Below are 18,791 nucleotides of genomic sequence, written 5' to 3' on the forward strand. Positions count from 1 at the left end.
TCCTTATAACGTTCGGACCGCTGCGTCACGCAGCTTCCGCCGCTGCTTGCTCGAGCACGTCCTCGAGAATCGTGAGCGCTTCCTCGAACACGCCGTCCTCGATCGTCAGCGGGAACAGGAAACGGATCACGTTCGAGTAAACGCCGCATACCAGCAACAAGAGACCGCGCTCAAGGGCGCGTGTCTGCACGCGCTTCGTAAACGCTGCGTCGGGTGCGTCCGGGGCGCCCGGGACACTGAATTCCACGGCCGTCATGGCGCCCGTGCTGCGCACGTCGGCAATCTGCGGGACGGTCGATCGAAGCGCGGTCAGCTTCGTCTTCAGGCGTTCGCCCAGCGCCGCGGCGCGATCACATAGCTTCTCGGAATCGATGATGTCCAGCACCGCGTGCGCGGCGGCCACTGCAAGCGGGTTGCCCGCGTAGGTTCCGCCCAGTCCGCCAGGCGCGGCTGCGTCCATCACTTCCGCCCGGCCCACCACGCCCGATAGCGGCATGCCGCCCGCGAGGCTTTTGGCAATGGTCATGAGGTCAGGCACCACGTCGTAGTGTTCCATCGCAAACAACCTGCCGGTGCGCGCAAAGCCCGTCTGCACCTCATCGGCGATCAGCAAAATGCCGTGCTTGTCGCAAAGCGCGCGCAGTTCGTGGACGAAATCAGTAGGAGCCTGATAGAACCCGCCTTCACCTTGCACCGGTTCGAAGATGATCGCAGCCACGCGCTGCGGATCGATATCGGCTTTGAAGAGATATTCGAGCGCCTTCAACGAATCGGCCGTCGTCACGCCGTGCAATGGATTCGGAAACGGTGCGTGGAATACGTCCGCCGGGAACGGGCCGAAGCCGATCTTATAAGGGGCAACCTTGCCCGTGAGCGCCATGCCCATCATCGTGCGCCCGTGAAAACCACCCGTGAACGCAATGACGCCGGGACGGCCCGTTGCAGCCCTCGCAATCTTGATCGCGTTTTCGACTGCCTCCGCGCCGGTCGTGAAAAACGCCGTCTTCTTCTCGTGCTTGCCCGGCGCGCGCGCGTTGATCTTTTCGGCGAGCGATACGTATGACTCGTACGGAACGATCTGATACGCGGTATGGGTGAAATGGTCCAACTGCTCGCGAATGGCCGCCACGATCTTCGGATGACGGTGGCCGGTATTCGTCACCGCAATGCCGGCGGCAAAGTCGATGAAGCGGCGCCCTTCGACATCCCACAGCTCGGCGTTGAGCGCGCGCTCCGCATAAAAGTCGCACATTACGCCGACGCCGCGCGGCGTCGCCGCGTTCTTGCGTTGCTGCAGATTAGCGTTGCTGATTCCCATCTTCACTCCTTCACGCAGTTAGGTATGACGCGTCCGCAACGGCCCGCGCGATGAATCGATTGCCGTCCACTATAATTGCAAGTGGCCCTTATCATCAGAGCCAATCCACGCAAACTTTAGGAGCCAATTTGGGGCCGACGATGCTGTCCGATTGGCTGGCGCAGCGCCTCGATCGCAGCGATAACCAGCCGCTCTATCGCCAGTTGCACCGGCTGTTGCAGCAGGCGATTTTGTCGAGGGAATTGTCGGCAGGCACGCGGCTGCCTCCCTCGCGCCTGCTTGCACAGGAACTCGGGCTCGCGCGCAACACCGTCATTCAGGTATACGAGCAACTTGCGCTAGAGGGCTACGTATCGTCATCGACAGGCCGCGGCACCTTCGTTGCCGACACCTCGCCCGATGAGATCGTGGGGGCGATCGATAAGGCGCCCGATGCGGGCGCGAAGCTCGCGTTGCCGCCGGCCCTTGATCACTACGCTGCAAGCCCGCCGCCTGCGCAGCAGGCGTTGTCCGCACGCGGTCAGCGCCTGCTCAGAGGCATCGGCGTATCGAAGCGTCAGTTGGGCGCGTTTATGCCAGGCGTGCCCGACGTCACCCGTTTTCCCGCTCGCGTTTGGACTCGTCTACACAACAAGTACTGGCGGCGCCCACGGCAAGACCTGCTCACCTATGCGCCGGCAGGCGGGCTTCCGCTTTTGCGGCGCGCGTTGGCGGACTATCTGCGAGCGTCGCGCTCCGTGCGCTGCACGCCCGAGCAGGTAGTCATCACAACGGGCATTCATCAGTCCATTGATCTTGCAGTCCGGCTCTTGTCTGATCCTGGCGAGGTGATATGGACCGAAGATCCGTGCTATTGGGGCGTGCGCAGCGTCCTACAGGTTTCAGGGCTTCAACCGAAACCGATCCCTGTCGACGAGGAAGGCATCAATCCCTCCGTCGCCGACCTTGCACTGCCGCCGAAATTGATGCTCGTTACGCCCTCTCACCAGTACCCCCTCGGAATGGTGATGAGCCTCGCGCGCCGGCGCATGCTGCTCGAATACGCGCGGCAGCACCATTGCTGGATCATCGAAGACGATTACGACAGCGAATTCCGCTACGGCAGCCGGCCGTTGGCGTCGCTGCAAGGGCTGGATGACGCGGGACAGGTGATCTATGTCGGCAGCTTCGGCAAGACGCTCTTTCCCGGGTTGCGCGTCGGCTATATCGTCCTCCCCGAGCCACTCGCCGAGACCTTCGCCACGGCCAGTGCCGAGCTGTATCGCGAAGGCCAACTGCTTCAGCAGGCCGTGCTTGCGGAGTTCATCGCGGAGGGGCACTTGGCATCGCATATCCGAAAGATGCGCACACTCTACGGGCAACGCCGCCAAATCTTGCTGGAAGCTGCGGCGCGCCGCTACGGCGATGCGTTGGCAGTCGCGGGCGGGGACGCCGGGCTGCACCTCGTCATGCGCCTACCCGACGACATCAGCGATCACGCAGTCGCTCACGCGGCGCTCGAGCGTAACGTCGTGGTTCGGCCGCTCTCGGGCTACTACGCAGACCCTTCACGCGCCTCCGCGGGCCTTCTACTGGGTTATGCCTGCGTGCCGGACCACGAAATTCCTCCTGCCTTCGATACGCTCGCAGAAGCCCTTGATGCGACCTTCGATCGTTGTGCCTGACGCGTTCGCTGCGACGCCATCAGGTCAAAGGCCATGTTTCACATCTGAGCCCCCGACGCAGAGCGTTCAGTCGAGACGCGTGAAAACTCATGACGATCGAAGACGAAGGCGCCCTCAGATCGAAGGCATGGAATGCACCCGGAACGACGACGAGCTCTGTTTCGATTCCCGCGGAAAGCAGCCGCGTTGCGTAGGCGATGTCCTCGTGGATAAACAGGTCGATCGACCCGACCCCGATCCAGGCTGGCGGCAAACCTTCCACGTCCTCGACTCTCGCCGGAACCGCTGCGGCAGGAACAGTGTCCGTGCCCGGTACCTGCCCTAGTAGACAATGCCACCCGAGCCGATTGGCCGCCTCCGTCCACTGGATCGCTCCAATGTGTGCGGGTACTCGAACAGAACTGCCGGTGCGATCGTCGAGCATGGGATACGTGAGGCATTGGAACGCGATGGGATACTCGCCGCGATCGCGGGCAGTGATCGCGAGCAAGGCGGCGTGTCCACCGCCTGCGCTCTCTCCCATTACTGCAATGCGATCTCTGTCGACGCCCACCTCCTCGGCATGCTCATACAGCCAACGCAGCGCCGCGTAGTTGTCTTCGACCGACATGTCCCACGTTGCCGCGGGCGCGACACGGTAGTCCACCGAGACCACAACGCAGCCGATTGCTACCGCGATATCCTGCAGGAACCGAACACCGTCTGCCGCCGCCCCAAACAGAAAACCCCCACCATGCATATGTACGATCGCGGGACGCCTCGCTCCGGGCTTGGCATTGATGACAACGATCGGCACCTCGACCTCTGCGGGGCGACCATCGATCGTCCGCCTGAAGTACGGGACCGAAGGATCGGGCGGGACAGGCTTTTTATACTCATCCGTCATCGCTTGGCAGAAGCGTGCCAAATTTCCGATCGACGGCTCAGGCGCCGATGCCATGAACTCGATCACGCCGCGGCCGGCCGGCCGTAGTTCAGGCGTGACGTGCAATAGCGCATCAAGTTTCCTCTTGATCAGCACAATGGAGCTCCAAGTGTAAGTTGCGTTTCATCTAATTTTTTGGTGCTTGCCATAAGCGGGGAATATCGCGCTGTCACGATGAAATGTCGAAAGCCCTTGCATCAGCACGGCCGCGATCGCTAACAAAGTTGGACTCAGTAGCCGGCGCCTTTGCAAGCAGGCTCCCGACGATACCGAGCCCGGCGCCGACGAGCAGATAGTAGGCGGGCGTCATCATCGATCCCGTCGTGTGTAAGATCCAAGTGATGATGAGCTGAGCAAAGCCCCCAAAAAGCAGAACCGCGATGTTGTAGCTGATCGCCAGACCAAGCGACCGGTGCTTGAAAGTGAATTGCTCGGCCATCGCCGGCGCGTACACCGCCAACAACATTGCCACGGGGGTCGAGAGCAGGACGAGTGTTACGACGAGCCTCAGGAAGCTGGGCGCGGAAACCAACCACCCGAAAAGCGGGAGCAATATCGCTGCGTACGAGACTAGACCGAAAAGCAAGACGCTCTTTCTCCCAATACGGTCGGACAGCGCGCCGAAAAGAGGAATCGAGACGATCATCACGATGAGGCAAAGGCATTGCGATGCGAATGCGTCGTCCAGGCGAATGCCGAGATACTTGTTGGCGAAGGTCGGCATATAGGCAACGAGCACATATTGCGCAATCGTTGAAGCCGACGTCAAAAAGAATCCACACAGCGCCGCTCTGATCTGACGCGGTTTTCGCATGCCTTGGGGTAGCTCAGCTTGCTCGACACGCTCCACGTTCGGTTCCTCGACATGGCGCCGAAACCAGTAACCCACGGGTGCGATAAGCAAGCCGAACATGAAAGGAATCCGCCAGCCCCAGCCGTAAAGCTGGTCGTGACTCAGCGAGTGGGTGATGAGCGCGCCCGCTCCCGCGCCGAGCAGGAAGCACAGCGCTTGTCCAAAGCCCATCCATGAGCCATAGAAGCCTCGCCTCTCACGAGGACTCATTTCAACGAGAAGCGCCGTCGAACTGGCGAACTCACCGCCAGTGGCGAATCCCTGAAGCAATCTCGCTGCAACGACGACTACGGAGCTTGCCGCGCCGATGACTGCAAAGGACGGCGTAAAGGCAATCAACGCCGTCGCAATGGTCATCATCGCTATGATGAGTTGCATTGCCGCTTTCCGGCCCTTTCGGTTCGCATAGATCGCAATCAAAATTCCGCCGACCGGACGCATGAAGAAACCTGCGCCAAAGGTCGCGGTGGTCAAAAGAATCGATGCATATTCATTTCCCGACGGGAAAAATACCGTTGAAATGATGGCCGTGAGAAGCCCGAAGATCACGAAGTCATAACACTCGAGTGCGTTACCGATCACTGCCGCCGCCACCTGCCGGGCAGATGGCGCCTTGATGGAAGTATTCACGGCCTGTCTCCTAAATTTTGGTTGCAGCGGCTGGTGCGCGTAGGCCTGTTGCGAAGCCCGTTGTCAGGCCCAATACAGCGTAGGCTTGCCGGGCATCCGTGCCGCTAGATATCCACTCTTTCCAGCTGCGTTGCGTACATCTGGCCTCGCTCCCGGTACTCGTTCGCGTTTATCTGGATCCTCTCGACAGCTTCGTCGTTCAATTCACGAACGACCTTTGCCGGTGCGCCGACGATGAGGCTGCGGCCGGGGAACTGCTTGTTCTCTCCCAGTAAAGCCGCGGCGCCGATCAGACTGTTTGGCCCTACCCTCACGCCATTGAGTAAGACGGATTGCAGACCGATGAGGCTGTACTCGCCGACGAAGCAACCGTGCAGCGTCGCTTGGTGGCCGATGGAGACGCCATGGCCAACCACAACCGGAAAACCAGGATCTGCATGAATGACGGCGCCATCCTGCACGTTCGCGTCACGCCCGATGACGATCTTCTCGTTGTCGCCTCGAATGACAGCTCCCGGCCAAATGGACGCGCCCGGACCAATCTCGACCTCACCGATGATGATCGCGTGCTCCGACACATAGGCTTGTGGATGGATAACAGGCCGGCGCGTACCGATTTTGTACAGCGCCATGTCAGACACTCGCTTGCTGATCGACGCAATACGCTTCCCATTCTTTCGAGAGAAGCACCCGGACGTCTTTCTTCGCGATTTTTCCGTAGGCGGACTTTGGCAATGCCTCCCAAAACACGACATGTCGCGGCCATTTGTATCGCGCGAGCTTGCCGTCGAGGTGCTTGATCAGATCGTCCGGCGCGGGTTGCGCACCGGGCTTGCACACGACGACCGCCACCCCGAGTTCGCCCCATTTCGGGTCCGGCATACCCAACACGGCCACTTCATGGACACCTGCGTGCGTCAGGAGAGCCTCTTCCACTTCGCGCGGGTAGACGTTCGACCCGCCCGAGATGTACATATCGGAGGATCGGCCCGTGATGTAAAGGAAGCCTTCCTTGTCGAGATGGCCTAAGTCTCCGGTATGAAACCAGCCGTGCTTGAACGCCTTCGCGTTCGCGTCCGGGTTATTGTCGTAGCCGAGCATCACCGCCGGACCTCGAACGCAAATCTCGCCCGTCTCGTCAGGCTGCAGCCGATTGCCGTCGTCGTCGCAGATGGCGACTTCAATGCCGGTGCGCGGAAAGCCGCATGTTCCCATTCGGCAGTTCGGCGCGTCGTCGTCTTCTTCATGCATCGACGGCGGCAACACCGTAATGTTTCCGGTCACCTCGCCAAGACCGTAGTATTGGACCAATACACGCCCCAGCTTCTTCAGTGCGTGCTTTTGATCGGCGCGATACATCGGCGCGCCAGCATAGATCACGAATCGCAGCGAGCTATGATCGTAACGGTCGACGGCTTCGTGCTCGGTCAACATCTTGACGATGGTCGGCACCGTGAACATGTTGTCGATCCGATGCGTCTGAACCAACGACCACACCTCTTCCGGATCGAGACGTTCAGAGCCTGGCAACACGCTTGCAGCGCCACGCGCGGTATTGACGATCGCATGAATGCCTGCGCCGTGAGATAGCGGCGCCACCACGAGCGAGCGCGAGCGATAGTCGATGCCGGGCATCAGATCCGCCAGGTGGTTCGTGACAACAAACGCCATTTGGCCATGCGTCAGCGTGCCCGCTTTGGGCTGCCCGGTCGTGCCCGACGTGTAGAAGAACCAGAGGGGATCGTCACGGTCAACTTCCGCCGACTCGAGCGGCTCGTGTGCGCTAGCCGCGAGCGATGGGTATGCCAGCTCGCCAGCGCGCGGCTGCCCCAGCGCGAGAACGACTTGCAGTGCGGGCGACGCTGCTTGCACGGCATCGACGTACTCCTCGAAGCCGGCGTCATAGATCATGACTTTCGCTGCGCTCGACTTCCCAAGATAGGCAGCTTCGGGCGGGGCGATACGGTAGTTCGTCGGCACCCATACTGCCCCGAGCTTGAATGCGATGTAGGCGCTTTCGAACAAAGGCAAGTTATTGCGGGAATGCACGAGAATCTTGTCGCCCTTGCCGACGCCAAGCCTACGCAGGGCTGAGCAGACCGCATCGACGCGAGCATTGATCTCGGCCCAAGTCCACGTCCGCTCGGCGGTAATGAATCCAGGCACGTTGGGATGACGGCGGGCAACCTGCGTCAGCAGGTCTCCAAGGTTCATGACGGTGGTCAGCATGTAGGTTCTCTTTTCATCAAAAACCGAGATGCATTACGAGCGGCGCTCGAGGATGCTCAGATAGTTCGCCACCGCGGCCCCACCCATGTTGAACACGCCGGCGAGCGTCGCGTTGGGGATCTGCATGTCGCCGGCTTCCCCCGCAAGCTGCATGGCGGCCATGACGTGCATCGACACACCGGTCGCTCCAATGGGATGCCCCTTGGATTTCAAGCCGCCGGACGGGTTGACGGGCAAGCGACCGTCCTTCGTCGTGACACCATCGAGAATCACGCGAGCGCCTTGGCCTTTTTCCGCCAGACCCATCGCCTCGTATTCGAGCAACTCCGCAATCGTGAAGCAGTCGTGGGTTTCGACGAGCGAGAGATCGTTGAGCGTGACGCGCGCGCCGTCCAAACCTCTTTTCCACGCCTCACGCGCGCCGCTGAACTCCGTGCGGTCCCGACGCGAGAGGGGCAGGAAGTCGCTGACCTGGACAGCCGAACGAAACGCGATTGCGCGCGGCGCAGCGTGTGCAACTTCGGGGGCGGCAATGATCATTGCTGCGGCGCCATCGGAAATCAGCGAGCAGTCGGTGCGCTTGAGCGGGCCTGCGACAAAAGGATTTTTTTCCGACGGCGTTCGGCAGAAGTCGAAGCCGAAGTCACGACGCATGTGCGCGTACGGGTTCGCTACGCCGTTGTGGTGGTTTTTTGCTGCGATCGCGGCGAGCGCATCCGATTGATCGCCGTAGCGATCGAAGTAAGCCTGGGCGATCGTTCCGAATATGCCTGCAAATCCGCCCTCCACGCCTGCTTCTTCCTTGGCATACGAGCACTTCTGCAGCACTTCGCCGACTTCCTTCGTCGGTAGGCTGTTCATTTTCTCGAAGCCGATCACGAGCGCATATTTCGAGCGGCCGGCGCGCACCGCATCAAGCGCTGAGTAGATCGCGGCCGAGCCGGTCGCGCACGCATTCTCACATCGCACGGTTGCGGCGTAGCGAAGCTCGGGGATGGAATTCAAGACCAGCGCGGACGGAAAATCCTGATACACGAAGCCCGCATTGAAGGTGCCGACGTGAACCGAGTCGATCGCCTCCGGCGCCACGCCCGCATGCTGCAATGCGGCTTTCGCGGACGTTGCGATCATTTCCTCGGGTTCGAGCGCGTCGAGCTTGCCGAACGGAAGATGGCTCCAGCCAATAATCGAAGGTTGCATGTGAAATCCTGTATTGAGAATGCTGTTCAGACGCCAGGCAACTTAATACCCGGGAAGGTTTTGATGACGGCCGTATCGTCCTCGTGACCGAGACCCGCGGCGGAGGCTGCCGCGAACATTTGATACGCCGTGGAGGCGAGCGGCAGCGGGAACGTGTTTGCGCGCGCGGCCTCGAGGACCAAGCCGAGATCCTTGACGAAGATATCCAGCGCGGTGTGCGGTGGAGAATATTCTCCCTTCAGGATATGAGGCACGCGATCGGCGAAGACCCATGAATTACCGGCGCTGTGCGTGATCACGTCGTAGAGCTGTTCGGGATCGATGCCTTCGCGCAGGCCAAGCGCCATCGCTTCCGCCGCAGCGGCAATTTGAACGCCGGCGAGGAGTTGATTGATCACCTTGACCTTGGAACCAGAGCCGTGATCCGAGCCGAGCCGATACACCTTGGAGGAGATCGCCTCGAGCACATCGCCGCACGCTTCGTATGCGGCATCCGGGCCGGACGTCAGCAACGTCAAAGTACCCTTGGCCGCGCCGACAACACCTCCCGACACGGGCGCATCGATCAACGCAATGCCTTTCTCGCCAAGCCGCTTGCCAAGCGCCGCCGCGTAACTGGGCTGCACCGTTGCGGAGGACACCACCACACTCCCGTGTTTCATGCCTTGCACGGCGCCGTTCTCGCCAAAAAGCACGCTATCGGTCTGCGCTGAGTTGACGACCAACACGATGACCACGTCGCACTGCGCGCCAAGCATGGCAGGCGACGTACAAGCCTTTCCGCCCCGTGCCGCAAACGCATCGAGGACTTCGCGACGCAGATCGCATCCATAAACCGTGAAGCCTGCCTTGATGAGATTGTCGGCCACTCCCTGACCCATTGCCCCAAGACCAATCACACCGACGCTTCTGCTCATATTCATTCTCCTGCCACGCCAATTCGCTCAATAGACCAACGGAAACAAACCGCCGGTACCACACCCTTCGTGATACGGCGTACCAGCCGACCGCGAGGCTGCCGGGGCCTAGACTCAGGCCCATCCGACCGCGCCGCCACAAACCCGGATAGGGTTCATAATATGAACCCTTGTATTCATATCTCGCTACTCAATTGGAGGATAGGTCGCATGATAGGCCAAAGTAGCTGGCTATCAACGGACACAAGGGTTAACTATGGCGTCATAATATGAACCACTAGGAGAATGACCATGTCTGATGCAATTCCCGGCGCCCAAGCCGTTTCTCGTGCGCTGCGCGTGCTTCGATCGGTCGCGCGCACGCGAACCGTTGGAATCAACCTCGCTCAACTCGTGCGAGACACGGGGCTCAACAAAGCAACAGCTCATCGGCTCGTACTGGCCTTGATCGCGGAAGGCATGGTCGAGCAAGATCCCCAATCTCTGCGCTATTTCGTCGGCCGCGAGTGTTATGTGCTGGGCGGAATAGCCAGCGAGCGATTCGGTTTAGGCAGAGAAGCCGTAGACGCTGTGGCGCGGCTCGCGATGTGGTCAGGCGACTCGGCTTTCTTTTCGATTCGCAGTGACGTATTTGCAGTTTGCGTACTGCGGGAAGACGGTGATTACCCTCTTAAGACACACGTGCTGCAGCCGGGCACGCGACATCCTCTCGGCATAGGCGCAGGCAGCTTGGCGATGCTCGCCGCGTTGGGCGACACCGAAGTAGATCGCGTCCTCGGGGAGAACGAAAAGATTCTCAAAAAATCGTACGCAAACTTTTCTTCTGCCTTTCTGCGAAGTGCAGTGACAATGACCCGCGAGCGAGGCTTCTCCGTTAATGAGGGCCTAGTAGTCAGCGGCTCATGGGGTATCGGCGCCGCCGTGCATTCGCCAACCGGGGACGTCATCGGTGCGCTATCCATTGCGGCTGTGGAATCGCGCCTACCCAAAGATCGACAGTCAGAGGTTGGCAAACATCTCATGAAGGAAGCCAAACGTCTTGAAGCGCACCTTGCGCGTTTGTCCGCGATGCGCCCCGAGCCGAAGCCGAAGCGATCCCGTAGCGCGTGACACGGCGCATCGCGCAAGGGCTCATGAGCGCGCGTCGGCCGCGGCTGAGGCTGTGGGCGTTCACCGCCTCTGGCGCGCGCTCCTCGTTTAGGCCGTAAGCTGCTGCATCAGCTCATCGCGCTGCATGCGATGCGAACGCAGCGCGGCTTCCTTTACCGGCCCGAAGCCCCGGATTTGTTGCGGCGACCTGGCCACCTCCAACGCAACCTCATAGCGGTCGAACAGGCGCGTAGCAAGCGTTTCGATATCGCAGAGGTACTGCGCCACCAGCGCGCGCTCGGCGCGACGCTCCGCGGTGTAGCCGAACACATCGGCAGCCGTCCCGCGCAGCCCGCGAAGGCATGCCAGCACACGCATCACACGGAAGATCCAGGGACCGAAGCGACGCTTGCGCGGACGGCCCGTGGTCGGATCGGTGCGCGACAGCAGCGGCGGCGCGAGCCACAGCGATACCTTGCGTGCGGACGCGAACTGCGTATCCAGCGATGCCCGAAACACGTCGCCCGAGTAAAGACGTGCGACTTCATACTCGTCCTTGTACGCCATCAGCCGGTACGCATTGACCGCAACCGCCATCGCGAAATCTTCGCTGCCCGGCCGGGCAGCGGCTTCCGCACGACGAGCGAGCGTGACCAGATCACGGTAACGCTGAGCATAGGCGGCGTTCTGGTAGGCCGTCAGCTCCCCGGCCCGATGCGCGATCACTTCATCGAGCGTTTCGGGCGCGACGTCAGCAGCGCCAGGGGTAGCCGTGATCGCGTCGATTTCGAAACCCGCAGCAAGAATTCGCCCCCAATCGAACGCACGCCGATTGAGCGACACGGCGGCGCCGTTAGCTACGATTGCACCGTCGATCGACGCACGCGACAGCGGCACCAGCCCCTTCTGCCACGCAAAGCCGAGCAGCAACGTATGCATCGGCAGCGTGTCGCCGAACAGACGCTGCGCCGCCCCACTCGCGTCCAGTCCGTGCCACGCCGACGCGAGACAGCGCTGGCGGACACGCTCCTGCATCAGGCCGACGGGAAGCGTCGCATCGCGATTCTGGACCGCGTCTGCCGTGGGTTGCACAGTCAGGTTGACCACGGCGGCGGTGCGGTCCGGCGACAGCCGCGTCAGCGTATCGGCAGACGCCGACACAACCAGATCGGCGCCAAGCAACAGGTTGACCGCGCCTTCACCGATGCGCGACGCGGGGATGGCGTCGGCTGAGGTGGCGAGCCGCACCTGACTGACCACCGCGCCGTTCTTCTGCGCCAGCCCGGTGAAATCCAGCACCGTCGCAGCTCTGCCATCTGCATTCGCCGCCGCGCCGAGCAATGCACCCATGGTCAACACGCCACTGCCGCCGATGCCGGTCACGTAGACATTGAAAGGCTGATCCAGCGACGGAACGTCGGGCTCAGGTACCTGCGCGAGCAATGCGCTCGCACGCGCCTGCAGCGCGTCAGCATCGGGCTTGCGCAAGATGGCGCCTTCCAGTTCGACGAAGCTCGGGCAAAAACCTTTGGTGCAAGAAAAATCCTTGTTGCACGCATTCTGATTGATGGCGCGCTTGCGACCGAGCGGCGTATCGAGCGGCTCCACCGCGATACAGTTGGACTGCACCGAGCAGTCGCCGCACCCTTCGCAGACGGCCGGGTTGATATAGAGGCGCCGATCCGGATCGGGCATCGTGCCGCGCTTGCGCCGGCGCCGCTTCTCGGCGGCACATGTCTGCTCATAGACGATCGCGGTCACTGCCGGAATCTCGCGAAACTCCCGCTGAACGGCGTCGAGCGCGTCACGGTGGAAGACTTCCACGCCCTGGGCAAGATCGGCGCGCCCTGTCCAGCGGGCGGGATCGTCCGACACTAGCGCGATGCGCGTGACACCCTCCTCGCGCAACTGGCGCGTGATGCGCAGCGGATCCGGCGTCCCTTCGGCCGGCTGTCCTGGCGGCGTCTTGGCGGCACGCGCAGCACGCATCGCCTCGGCGCTTTCGTACTGGCCAGAGACCTGCGCGGTAATCGGTGTGTCCATGAAGCCGGGAAGAATGGCGTTGGCGCGAATGCCCTGCTTGGCATACTGGATCGCCATGCTCTGCGTGAGCTGGTTGAGCCCTGCCTTGCTCGCCTGGTACGACGCGTATGGATAGAGGTATCGGATGGACGCAAGCGAGGAGACGTTGACGATCGCTCCCTTGCCCTGCCGTAGCATGTGCGGCAGCGCGTACTTCGAAGTCAGAAATGCGCTGACCAAGTTCAGGTTGAGAATGTGGCGAAAGCTCTCCTCACTCTCCTCGACTACGCCGCCTAACGCAGTTCCGCCCACATTATTGTGCAGCACGTCGACGCGACCATGCCGGCGGGCAACGTCATCCACCAATGTGCTTACCTGCAAGCTCTTGGTAACGTCGCACATCGCAGCTTCGACGCGGCCACCTTCGCCTGCGATGATCGAGCGCGTCTCTTCGGCCGCATCGAGGTTGACATCAATCGCGACTACTGTGGCGCCGGCGCGCGCGTAAGTTACCGCCGCCGCCTTTCCGTTACCCCAACCTGGTCCGCAAGACCCGGCCCCGAACACCAACGCTACACGGCCCTCTAGAGGGTGTTAGGAACTTTCAGTTGGACCTGGTATCCTGGTGTGATGACACCACGCAAGCCATACCCGACTGATGTGACGGACGAAGAATGGAGCTTCGCCGCTGCGTACTTGACCTTGATGAACGAAAACGCACCGCAACGTCGATACGAACTTCGCGAAATGTTCAACGCGCTGCGCTGGATGGCGCGAGCCGGTTCCTCGTGGCGTATGCTGCCGACTAACTTCCCGCCGTGGGAACTGGTCTATCAGCAAACACAACGGTGGCTGAACGCGGGTTGTTTCGAGGCGATGGTTAGCGATTTGCGTTCGGTGCTGCGTGTCGCCCAGGAGCGCCGGGGGCAACCCAGCGCGGTTATCCTGGATGGACGCACGTTGCAGTCCACGTGCGAAAGCGGCCCGCGTGCGGGCTACGATGGCTATAAGCGCAAGCGTGGCAGCAAGGTACACGTGGCGGTCGATACGCTGGGCAATCTGCTGGCTGTGCACATTACGCCGGCCAACGAGCAGGAGCGAGCGCAGGTCGCCGAGCTTGCCCGTCAGGTTCAGCAGGTAACAGGTCAAACAGTGAAGGTGGCATTCGCTGACCAAGGCTATACAGGTGAGGATGCGGCGCAGGCCGCGCGTGATGAAGGCATTGAACTGCAGGTCATCAAGCTGCCGGAGGCAAAAAAAGGCTTTGTCCTCCTGCCGCGTCGCTGGGTGGTCGAGCGCAGCTTTGGCTGGTTGAATCGCTTCCGGCGGCTCGCACGAGATTACGAGCGACTTCCGCAGACGCTTGCAGGGCTTCATTTCGTCGTCTTCGCAATGTTGATGCTCGTTCATGCTGCGCCGATTATCCAAAGTTGCTAACACCCTCTAGGGAAAATTGATTCATCGTTTGTCTCCTTTGGATAAGTAATTAATTTGATCGCCGGCCCGTGGCCTTTTTTGGCTACCGCGCGAGGTGGCAGCAGCCTCACCCAATCGATTACGGAAAGTTGCGTTCGATATCCGCCAGCGGATGATTGCTCTCGGACCAAGGCGACGACAGGAAATGCCGCACCCGGTCCTGGTCCACCTCAGCCAACGATGCCGGCCTCCACGCGGGCCGATTGTCCTTATCGATTAGCCGGGCCCGAACGCCTTCGACGAAATCGCCTTCCTCGACGCATCGCATCACGACATCCAGCTCACGACGAAAGCACTCCCCAAGCGGAGCTTCTCTTCCGCGCAAAATGGATTCCCTGGTTACATGCAGCATCAAGGGCGAATTGTTTGCCAGCGCATCGCGCGTCCTACCGAGCCAATCCTTGCGAACGGAGTCTTCCTCGACTTCGACACTATCCGCGAGCGATTGAACGATGTCCGTGACTGCCTTCGAAGGCGCGAAGTGCGCATTGATCGCCGGAAGCAGCCGGGGAACCGAACATTCCGTTTCCGCCTGCGGGCCGGCGCCGAACACTGTATGCAACGAACGATGCAACACATCCGGCACGGCAAGATCGAGCCGCGAACGCGGGGTCGCGACGAGTCGTTCCTCGAAACCGGCGAGCCATTCGGACGGCACACAAACATCAGCCAAGCCGAGCGACACCGACTCCGGTCCGCTTAATGTCGCTCCCGATAACGCCAGGTACAGCGCCGCGCCAGCGGGCAAGCGAGAGAGGAAGTGGCTTGCACCAACGTCTGGGACCAATCCGATCCGCGCCTCGGGCATGGCCAACTTCGAACGCTCGGTGGCCACACGCAACCAGGCACCTTGCGCCAGGCCCATTCCCCCGCCCATCGTGATGCCGTCGAGCAAAGCAATGACGGGCTTGGGAAACGTGTGGATCGCGTAGTCGAGCCGATACTCGTCCGCAAAGAATTGCACCCAGTTGCGATCGTTGCTGAGCGCCTTTTCGTAGAGGCTGCGTACGTCTCCGCCGGCGCAGAACGCTTTGTCGCCGGCGCCGCGCAGCACCACCGCCACGACCTCGCTGTCGTCGCGGCAGCGGCGGAGGATCGCCCCGAGGATCAGGATCATGTCGTGCGACAGCGCATTGAGCGCTTTCGGCCGAGACAGCGTGACAATGGCGACCCGGTTGACAACGCGAAACAGCACTGACGAGCTCCCGTCGACTGCGCTTTGCGCCATCGGACTTTTCGCTTCGGTACTCACGCTGGCCTTCCTTGTTCTGAGACCGACCAGTTCGGCGCACGCTTTTCCAGAAATGCGTTCACCCCCTCTCTTTGATCTCAGGATTACCCACAAGTCTGTAAGTGAAGGTGAGGTTTTCGCTTGTAAACGGATGGGTTCGATGTTAACTTCGGCCCATCCAGTTTGCAGCGCCATTCGAGAGTGGTCGACGAGAACGACACGGACGACTGGGCAAGCGCCGAATTCGGCGAGGCGAATCTAGGCGACGCACGTCTGGCGCAGCGGCTGGTTGCGTTAGCACGCCGGCTTGCCTGCAGTCCGCAGGAGTCGTTTCCACAGTCGCTCAAGCCCGCCGAGTTAAAGGCCGCGTACCGGTTCTTTGACAACACACGCGTCGATACCGACGGAGTCCTGGCCCCGCACATTGCGCAAACGCTAGGTCGCATGAGGCAGGTACCTGTGGTGCTGGCCGTGCAGGACACGACCGAATTCAATTTGTCGCATCTGCCCGCGACCGTAGGCTTGGGTTATGGCTCTGGTCGACATGAGCACGGCTTCATGATGCACAGTCTGTTGGCCGTTACGCCTGAGGGTTTGCCACTGGGTGTGCTAGGCATGAAGACCTGGGTGCGTCCCGAAGAGGAACTCGGCAAGAAGCACCAACGCAAAGCGCGCCCGATCGCCGAAAAAGAAAGCATCAAATGGATTGAAGGCATCGAGCATCTTGGAGCACTGAAGGCACGTTGCGCCGAAACCCGGCTTGTCGCCGTCGGCGACCGTGAGAGCGACCTGTACGAACTGTTTGCGAGCGAGCGTCCTGATGGCGTGGACTGGCTGGTTCGTGCGGCAAGCAATCGCTGCGTTCGACATTCCCAGGAACATCTTTGGGAAACCGTGCAGGCCTGTGCGCCGTTGGGCAGTACTGACCTGCTGGTGCCCGCCCGGGGCAGCATGCCGCAACGGACCGCGCGCCTGACATTGCGTTGCGCAGCGGTACGACTGCGGCCCCCGAGGGCGCGTGCAAGCCACCTGAACGAGCTAGACGTATTTGCGATTCACGCCATTGAACAAGCTCCCCCGCACGGCGTAGAGCCTCTCGAATGGATGCTGCTGAGTTCTGTGCCGACCACTACGCTTGAGGAGGTCCTTGAGCGACTGACCTGGTATGCACGACGCTGGATGATTGAATCGTGGCATCGCGTACTGAAAAGCGGTTGCCAGGTCGAGGCGCGCCAGTTCGGGAGTCTTGACCGGTTCGTGCGGGCTACCGCTCTGTTTGCCGTGATCAGCTGGCGCATTCTGTATGCAACCCTGTTGGCACGGATTGACACCGATCTGTCATGCGACGTATTGCTTCAGCCCGTTGAATGGCGCGCGCTGTACTGCCATACGCACAGCACGACCCAATTGCCAAACACACGCCCTCGCTGCAGCAGACCGTACTGTGGATCGCCATGCTCGGCGGCTACCTGAATCGCAAACATGACCGACCACCGGGTCCGACTGTCATGTGGCGAGGGTTCCTCATATTGCACGAGATCACGAAGATGTATCAGATCTTCAGGCAAAACGAATAGCGTGATCACTCAACTTGTGGGTAATCCTGAGCTCTTTGATCGGGGCCGTCAAAGAGCTCGACGAATCGTTCGCGTTCAACCGCCAAGGCTGCGCTCCGCGGCACCCCTTTCCTCGCCTGATGAATCAGTTCCTTGCTGAACGTGACACCTTGCGGGCTGAGCGCAAGCACCCGCTCGGCCATCGCCAGCGCGGCCTGCTTCGATGCGCCTTTTTCCACCACTTCCTCGACCAGCCCGATGCGCAGCGCGGTGGCCGCATCTACGCGTTCGCCGGTCAGGATCATGCGCTTCGCCCAGCCTTCCCCGACGAACCACGGCAAAGTCTGCGTGCCGCATCCGCAAGGCAGCAGGCCGACTGCTGTCTCGGGCAGCGCCATCAACGCCTGCGCTTCCGCGATTCGGATATCGCAGGCAAGCGCGCATTCGAGGCCGCCCCCCATTGCGTAACCGTTGATCGCGGCGATAACGACGGGGCGTGCGTTTTGAAGCGCCTCGAATGCCGCGCCGAAACGCGCGGCCGCGATACGTGCGACCTCCTTATCACCGTCGGCGAAAGTATTCAGATCAGCCCCGGCGCTGAAAAACTTGTGCCCGTCGCCCGTGATGACGATTGCGCGAATGCTAGCGTCTTCGTCGATCGTCTTCACCGCTCGTTCGAGATCCGTCAGCCCTGCTGGCGTAAACGCATTCGCAGGCGGGCGCTTCAGTGTGATCAGAACCACCTTGCCCTGGCTGATACGCTCGAGTTCGATCATTGGCCCGCCCCTTTCTTGCGATAAAGGTTGATGACCGAGGAGAAATCGAGGGCGCCGGCCCCGTTCGCGCTCACCGTCTGATAGAGCTGCTGCGCCACTGCTCCCATATAGAGCGGCCGACGAGCGGAACGAGCGGCGTCCGTCGCGAGCCCCATGTCTTTCAACATCAGGTCCGTACCGAAGCCGCCCGTATAGCCGCGCCCGGCAGGCGCGCTTTCGATCACGCCAGGGAACGGATTGTAGGTATCCGAACTCCAGCAACGCCCTGTCGATGAATTGATGATCCCGCCCAGGACCTTCGGGTCGATGCCGAGGGCTTCCCCGAGCGCCATCGCCTCCGACACACCGGCCATCGTGATGCCGAGCACCAGGTTATTGCAGATCTTCGCCACTTGTCCCGTCGATGCCTTTCCGCAGGCGACGATGTTTTTTCCCATTGCCGAGAGCAATGGCTTAAGTTCTTCCACCATAGCGGCATCACCGCCCACCATGAACGTCAGCGTTCCCGCCGCCGCCCCACCTGTGCCTCCCGAAACAGGCGCATCCACGAATGTGTTTCCGTTGGCCTGCGCGAGGCGCACGAATTCCAAGACGCTGCCCGGATCGATGGTGCTCGAGTCGATGATCTTCACGCCCTTAGCCAAACCCGCGAGCACGCCGTCAGGCCCGGTCAGAACCGACCGCACATGCGCTGCGGCTGGCAGCATCGTGACAACGCACTGCGCCCCGGACACCGCGGCTCGAGGTGAAGGCGCCGCCTCCGCTCCGGCATCGACAAGCGTTTGAACCGCCTGCGTATTCAAATCGAACACCGTCAACGTATGCCCGGCTTTGACCAAGTTCATGGCCATGGGCGCACCCATGTTGCCAAGACCGATGAATCCCACTTTCATATGAGCGTTTCC

The 18,791-nt window shown here is 61.1% G+C and carries 15 protein-coding genes; 4 read left to right on the forward strand and 11 right to left on the reverse strand.

Annotation, left to right across the window (positions count from 1 at the left end; genetic code table 11):
* Window positions 1-25 precede the first annotated feature (25 nt).
* Window positions 26-1,318, reverse strand: coding sequence for a 4-aminobutyrate--2-oxoglutarate transaminase (locus tag ACLFKU_RS24815; protein ID WP_410850815.1), 1,293 nt, complete (start codon window positions 1,316-1,318; stop codon window positions 26-28).
* A 140-nt stretch (window positions 1,319-1,458) separates the two neighbouring features.
* On the opposite strand from ACLFKU_RS24815, the gene ACLFKU_RS24820 reads away from it, so the two are divergent.
* Window positions 1,459-2,982 carry a PLP-dependent aminotransferase family protein gene (locus ACLFKU_RS24820; protein WP_410850816.1) on the forward strand — a complete coding sequence of 508 codons (1,524 nt, stop codon included), beginning with the start codon at window positions 1,459-1,461 and terminating at the stop codon, window positions 2,980-2,982.
* Window positions 2,983-3,001: 19 nt separating this feature from the next.
* Here the strand turns inward: ACLFKU_RS24820 and ACLFKU_RS24825 are convergent, their stop codons facing one another.
* The 6 genes from ACLFKU_RS24825 to ltnD form a co-directional block, all read right to left on the reverse strand.
* Window positions 3,002-4,003, reverse strand: a complete 1,002-nt coding sequence (locus ACLFKU_RS24825) for an alpha/beta hydrolase (RefSeq protein ID WP_410850817.1) — start codon at window positions 4,001-4,003, stop codon at window positions 3,002-3,004.
* Between the two features lie 73 nt (window positions 4,004-4,076).
* Window positions 4,077-5,390, reverse strand: a complete 1,314-nt coding sequence (locus ACLFKU_RS24830) for an MFS transporter (RefSeq protein ID WP_410850818.1) — start codon at window positions 5,388-5,390, stop codon at window positions 4,077-4,079.
* Between the two features lie 104 nt (window positions 5,391-5,494).
* Window positions 5,495-6,022, reverse strand: coding sequence for a gamma carbonic anhydrase family protein (locus ACLFKU_RS24835; RefSeq protein WP_410850819.1), 528 nt, complete (start codon window positions 6,020-6,022; stop codon window positions 5,495-5,497).
* A gap of 1 nt (window position 6,023) precedes the next feature.
* Complete coding sequence (locus ACLFKU_RS24840; RefSeq protein WP_410850820.1) at window positions 6,024-7,619, reverse strand: acyl-CoA synthetase; 1,596 nt, start codon at window positions 7,617-7,619, stop codon at window positions 6,024-6,026.
* A gap of 33 nt (window positions 7,620-7,652) precedes the next feature.
* Window positions 7,653-8,819 (reverse strand): acetyl-CoA acetyltransferase, encoded by a 1,167-nt coding sequence (locus tag ACLFKU_RS24845; protein ID WP_410850821.1) that lies wholly within the window; start codon window positions 8,817-8,819, stop codon window positions 7,653-7,655.
* 26 nt (window positions 8,820-8,845) lie between these two features.
* Window positions 8,846-9,736, reverse strand: coding sequence for an L-threonate dehydrogenase (gene ltnD / locus ACLFKU_RS24850; RefSeq protein WP_410850822.1), 891 nt, complete (start codon window positions 9,734-9,736; stop codon window positions 8,846-8,848).
* A gap of 291 nt (window positions 9,737-10,027) precedes the next feature.
* Between ltnD and ACLFKU_RS24855 the strand changes: the two genes are divergently transcribed.
* On the forward strand, window positions 10,028-10,846 hold the full coding sequence (locus tag ACLFKU_RS24855; RefSeq protein ID WP_410850823.1) for an IclR family transcriptional regulator: 819 nt from the start codon (window positions 10,028-10,030) through the stop codon (window positions 10,844-10,846).
* Window positions 10,847-10,933: 87 nt separating this feature from the next.
* On the opposite strand, the gene ACLFKU_RS24860 is transcribed toward ACLFKU_RS24855, so the two are convergent.
* Window positions 10,934-13,414, reverse strand: a complete 2,481-nt coding sequence (locus ACLFKU_RS24860) for an SDR family NAD(P)-dependent oxidoreductase (RefSeq protein WP_410850824.1) — start codon at window positions 13,412-13,414, stop codon at window positions 10,934-10,936.
* 63 nt (window positions 13,415-13,477) lie between these two features.
* Here ACLFKU_RS24860 and ACLFKU_RS24865 point away from each other — a divergent pair, with 63 nt between their 5' ends.
* Window positions 13,478-14,284, forward strand: coding sequence for an IS5 family transposase (locus ACLFKU_RS24865; protein WP_410850857.1), 807 nt, complete (start codon window positions 13,478-13,480; stop codon window positions 14,282-14,284).
* Between the two features lie 118 nt (window positions 14,285-14,402).
* On the opposite strand, the gene ACLFKU_RS24870 is transcribed toward ACLFKU_RS24865, so the two are convergent.
* Complete coding sequence (locus ACLFKU_RS24870; RefSeq protein WP_410850858.1) at window positions 14,403-15,551, reverse strand: enoyl-CoA hydratase/isomerase family protein; 1,149 nt, start codon at window positions 15,549-15,551, stop codon at window positions 14,403-14,405.
* Window positions 15,552-15,755: 204 nt separating this feature from the next.
* Here ACLFKU_RS24870 and ACLFKU_RS24875 point away from each other — a divergent pair, with 204 nt between their 5' ends.
* The gene (locus ACLFKU_RS24875; RefSeq protein WP_410850825.1) at window positions 15,756-17,027 is read left to right on the forward strand and encodes an IS4 family transposase; all 1,272 of its coding nucleotides are present in this window, start codon (window positions 15,756-15,758) and stop codon (window positions 17,025-17,027) included.
* A 109-nt stretch (window positions 17,028-17,136) separates the two neighbouring features.
* Here ACLFKU_RS24875 and ACLFKU_RS24880 read toward each other — a convergent pair whose 3' ends face one another.
* Together ACLFKU_RS24880 and mmsB are read right to left on the reverse strand one after the other, a co-directional pair.
* Window positions 17,137-17,886 (reverse strand): enoyl-CoA hydratase, encoded by a 750-nt coding sequence (locus tag ACLFKU_RS24880; RefSeq protein WP_410850826.1) that lies wholly within the window; start codon window positions 17,884-17,886, stop codon window positions 17,137-17,139.
* Window positions 17,883-18,779 (reverse strand): 3-hydroxyisobutyrate dehydrogenase, encoded by an 897-nt coding sequence (gene mmsB / locus ACLFKU_RS24885; RefSeq protein WP_410850827.1) that lies wholly within the window; start codon window positions 18,777-18,779, stop codon window positions 17,883-17,885. Before mmsB ends, ACLFKU_RS24880 begins: the two co-directional genes overlap by 4 nt.
* Window positions 18,780-18,791 lie beyond the last annotated feature (12 nt).

It is taken from the genome of Paraburkholderia sp. EG304, assembly GCF_046543485.1.
GTDB lineage: Bacteria > Pseudomonadota > Gammaproteobacteria > Burkholderiales > Burkholderiaceae > Paraburkholderia > Paraburkholderia youngii.

Coding starts and splice junctions, on each gene's coding strand:
- ACLFKU_RS24815 (WP_410850815.1), bottom strand. CDS start 1,318: ATGGGAATCAGCAACGCTAATCTGCAGCAACGCAAGAACGCGGCGACG.
- ACLFKU_RS24820 (WP_410850816.1), top strand. CDS start 1,459: ATGCTGTCCGATTGGCTGGCGCAGCGCCTCGATCGCAGCGATAACCAG.
- ACLFKU_RS24835 (WP_410850819.1), bottom strand. CDS start 6,022: ATGGCGCTGTACAAAATCGGTACGCGCCGGCCTGTTATCCATCCACAA.
- ACLFKU_RS24840 (WP_410850820.1), bottom strand. CDS start 7,619: ATGCTGACCACCGTCATGAACCTTGGAGACCTGCTGACGCAGGTTGCC.
- ACLFKU_RS24845 (WP_410850821.1), bottom strand. CDS start 8,819: ATGCAACCTTCGATTATTGGCTGGAGCCATCTTCCGTTCGGCAAGCTC.
- ltnD (WP_410850822.1), bottom strand. CDS start 9,736: ATGAGCAGAAGCGTCGGTGTGATTGGTCTTGGGGCAATGGGTCAGGGA.
- ACLFKU_RS24855 (WP_410850823.1), top strand. CDS start 10,028: ATGTCTGATGCAATTCCCGGCGCCCAAGCCGTTTCTCGTGCGCTGCGC.
- ACLFKU_RS24865 (WP_410850857.1), top strand. CDS start 13,478: ATGACACCACGCAAGCCATACCCGACTGATGTGACGGACGAAGAATGG.
- ACLFKU_RS24870 (WP_410850858.1), bottom strand. CDS start 15,551: ATGGCGCAAAGCGCAGTCGACGGGAGCTCGTCAGTGCTGTTTCGCGTT.
- ACLFKU_RS24880 (WP_410850826.1), bottom strand. CDS start 17,886: ATGATCGAACTCGAGCGTATCAGCCAGGGCAAGGTGGTTCTGATCACA.
- mmsB (WP_410850827.1), bottom strand. CDS start 18,779: ATGAAAGTGGGATTCATCGGTCTTGGCAACATGGGTGCGCCCATGGCC.